The organism is Thermogutta sp., from assembly GCF_039793925.1.
GTDB lineage: Bacteria > Planctomycetota > Planctomycetia > Pirellulales > Thermoguttaceae > Thermogutta.
Genome location: NZ_JBAMME010000314.1, coordinates 1 through 2,824 on the forward strand (window position 1 = coordinate 1; position 2,824 = coordinate 2,824).

A 2,824-nucleotide genomic window follows, 5' to 3' on the forward strand; every position below is an offset into this window, starting at 1 on the left:
TTCCCATCCCCGGCATCAAAGCCGATCGGGTCCTCGCTCATCCACCGGCCGACCCGAGCATCGTACCAGCGGTTGAGATTGTTTTGAAGGTCCGTGTCACTATCGAACGGTCTACCGGTGAATAAAAAGAGACTATCGATCGTCGGATTACTCTCCGACGTGACTCGACCAAAAGCATCATAGATGAGGTGGTTGACCACGGTGGTCATGTCGCTGCCCGAATTATACTTGGCAATGTCCCGAACCGTGTTCAGGTGGTCCGTCAAGGTCCACTGTACCAGGTGCCCCCTGCCGCGGTCAAATGTCTCCTGCGATAATATGGGGCCGATGGGGTGCTCCAGCGGTTGTGTTGTGCGAAGCCTATTGCGGCCGAAATCTCGAGCTGACCGCCCCCTGCTAAAGATCATCTTCAGAAGCAATGACCTCAGGGTCTCCAGAGGAGCCCATCACAACGCAGACCACCGCCCTCCCGCGCATGTAGTGGTAGCCCTCGAATTCCGTTAATTCGAACATCAGGTCTTGTGCTTCGCGCTCATTCAAAGGTTCTGGCCGATTAATAAATTGCCAAGGGATCTCCGGTTGGGGATAGAAAGCACAGAGCGAACACATGATCCTGTGAGTTTCTCTTACATCTTGATCCTGGGGAGGGAGATATGGTGCAGGACCAATTTGCATTCCCACAACCTCACAGACAGTCCATGGCTCTAACACACGGCTGCCGTCTTCCAGGATGAGCTCCTTCGGCAACCTAGCATGAGGGAAACTCTCTGTTCGCCAGCGCACGCCGTAAAAGCAAGGACTGGTAGGGGCAATCGGCATATCCTCAGGTTGGACAAGGGGGCCTGAATATTTCGACGACTGCCATTTCGCCACAACCTTTGACGGGCTACGCTTATCACCAAATAGCAGCAGAATATCCGCGGGTAAGTCACCCACAATATCTTTCGAGTCTCGGAAGTCGAACTGTGCTAAGAACGGCAAAGGAAGATCCCTATCCGAATGGGGCCAAGCCCGACCGCGTGGCCAAAATGGTAGGCCCCCAATCTTCGTCCAATCGCGATATGGCGGCTCCCCAATTCCAAGAATGAAGACGTCTGATGGTTTAGGCGGGCCAAAATCAATGTACGCAGCGGCTAATTTCCGTAAATGGACCAGGTGACAAGCATCACGCGGACCGATGATTGCTCCTAACGCTCTATTACCCCACTGATCGGGCGCGAATGCCCCCACGCGATCCCACCATGCCTCCAGCCGAAAACTCTCACCCCCTCTTGCACTACTCATGGATTTTACCTCCACCAAGCCGCAATTGCGGTGCGCAGGCACGGCTACGGCTTCGCTCTAATCGAGCTGATGGGCCGTTCTCGAAAAAAGCCTGAGCGACTAGCCTGGACATAACGATCTTCACGGTCGCAGAGTGTCGCAGTTCCTGGGGATCACCGCCATCACCTGAGGTTACCTCGCTTGAAATCCAGGTGGCCGCCGTGAAATGAGGGGGCGCTCGTAGGGTTGTTCTGCTGGGAAACTGCGCGGCGGGCTGCTTGTAACAGGGGGATGACATGGTTTGGTTTCCATGCGGGACTCTCGCATAAGCTGTTCCCTTGCGCGGGCCGGATGGCGTTGAATTCCTCCCACGACTGCCTGGCTATCGCGCAAATATCCGCGTCGAAATCTACCACAACACGGCTCTTGGCTCTCGCGATAAATCTGGACCAGCTTTCTTCGTCGAACGATTTGGACCAGCCTTCTTCGTGGAGCCAATCCATCTTTAACTTTTCCAGGTCAGACCATGATGTAGGCCAAGTGCCGTTGTTCTCTACATAAACGCGAACTGCATTCACTGTGAACGCCCAGTCGATGTAGTGTGATTTTTCTTTTGCACATATATCCAGTACGTAGAAGAAATACATGACTAGCGTAACGATCCCAACAAGCACGGATGTGAGTAGTATCACCACTATTCGTGCAAGCCACCCGCGGCTGGCGCTCTTGTCACGTCGAGCCGACATAATCACCCTTCTGCACAATACCCGTTATCAACGAGTGAATGGAACTCCCGGCACAATCGTATTGGGACGGTACCCGCCGAGGCAACAACCGGTAGCCGCCTGGTAAACGTCGGTCTGGCAGTTCTCAATCAGGTATCCAGGAAATGCTGGGTAAGAATTACGTGGACGCCCCGGCTTCGCACGCAGGCAAGCTATGATGTCGGCTTCTGTAGCATTGTGACATGACTTGCCTCGCACACCGGGGGGCCCCCATTCTATCTTCAGTTCCCGGACTATCGGTGGCACAGGCACTGTGGACGGCACAGGAATAACGATTTCTGTAACGAGGTGTAGTTTCTTGCACCACACCCCTTTACCATGTGGGAGACCCGTCCCGGTGGGACGAGGGTTCGGCCCAAACCAGCCATCGTAGATTTCACCACTCTTGTCCCCATAGATTGCAACATGGGTGAAACCACAAACACGCGCCACCGCCCCTTCACAGTCTTGCCGCCGCACAGGCTGACCGCATACATAGAAGTTTTCTAAACCAAGCGAGTCAATTCCACGCAGGACACTGTTTTGCACATACCGATACCGATTAAAGTCCCCGCCGGCGAAGCCGATCGGGTCCTCGCTCAGCCAGCGGCCGACGCGGGCATCATACCAGCGGTTGAGGTTGTTTTGAAGGCCGGTGTCGGGGTCGAAGGGTCGGGCGGTGAAGAGGAACAAGGAGTCCACCGCCGGATTACTCTCCGACGTCACCTTGCCAAAGGCGTCATAGATGAGGTGGTTGACCACGGTCGTCATGTCGCTGCCCGAATCGTACTTCGCGA

General features: G+C 54.9%; 4 protein-coding genes. All 4 read right to left on the minus strand.

Features of this window, described 5'->3' with window-relative positions; genetic code table 11:
* The coding region (locus ABJK56_RS16975) for an RHS repeat-associated core domain-containing protein (RefSeq protein WP_347245869.1) at positions 1 to 266 on the minus strand (266 nt) is incomplete at its 3' end.
* A 130-nt stretch (positions 267 to 396) separates the two neighbouring features.
* Complete coding sequence (locus ABJK56_RS16980) at positions 397 to 1,284, minus strand: DUF1963 domain-containing protein (protein WP_347245870.1); 888 nt, start codon at positions 1,282 to 1,284, stop codon at positions 397 to 399.
* 161 nt (positions 1,285 to 1,445) lie between these two features.
* Positions 1,446 to 2,009, minus strand: coding sequence for a hypothetical protein (locus tag ABJK56_RS16985; RefSeq protein ID WP_347245871.1), 564 nt, complete (start codon positions 2,007 to 2,009; stop codon positions 1,446 to 1,448).
* Positions 2,010 to 2,036: 27 nt separating this feature from the next.
* Positions 2,037 to 2,824: RHS repeat-associated core domain-containing protein (locus ABJK56_RS16990; protein WP_347245872.1), on the minus strand; the 788-nt coding region annotated here is incomplete at its 5' end.

What these genes read in the sequence shown, in the direction of transcription:
- ABJK56_RS16980 (WP_347245870.1), bottom strand. Translation starts at nt 1,284, where the DNA reads ATGAGTAGTGCAAGAGGGGGTGAGAGTTTTCGGCTGGAGGCATGGTGG.
- ABJK56_RS16985 (WP_347245871.1), bottom strand. Translation starts at nt 2,009, where the DNA reads ATGTCGGCTCGACGTGACAAGAGCGCCAGCCGCGGGTGGCTTGCACGA.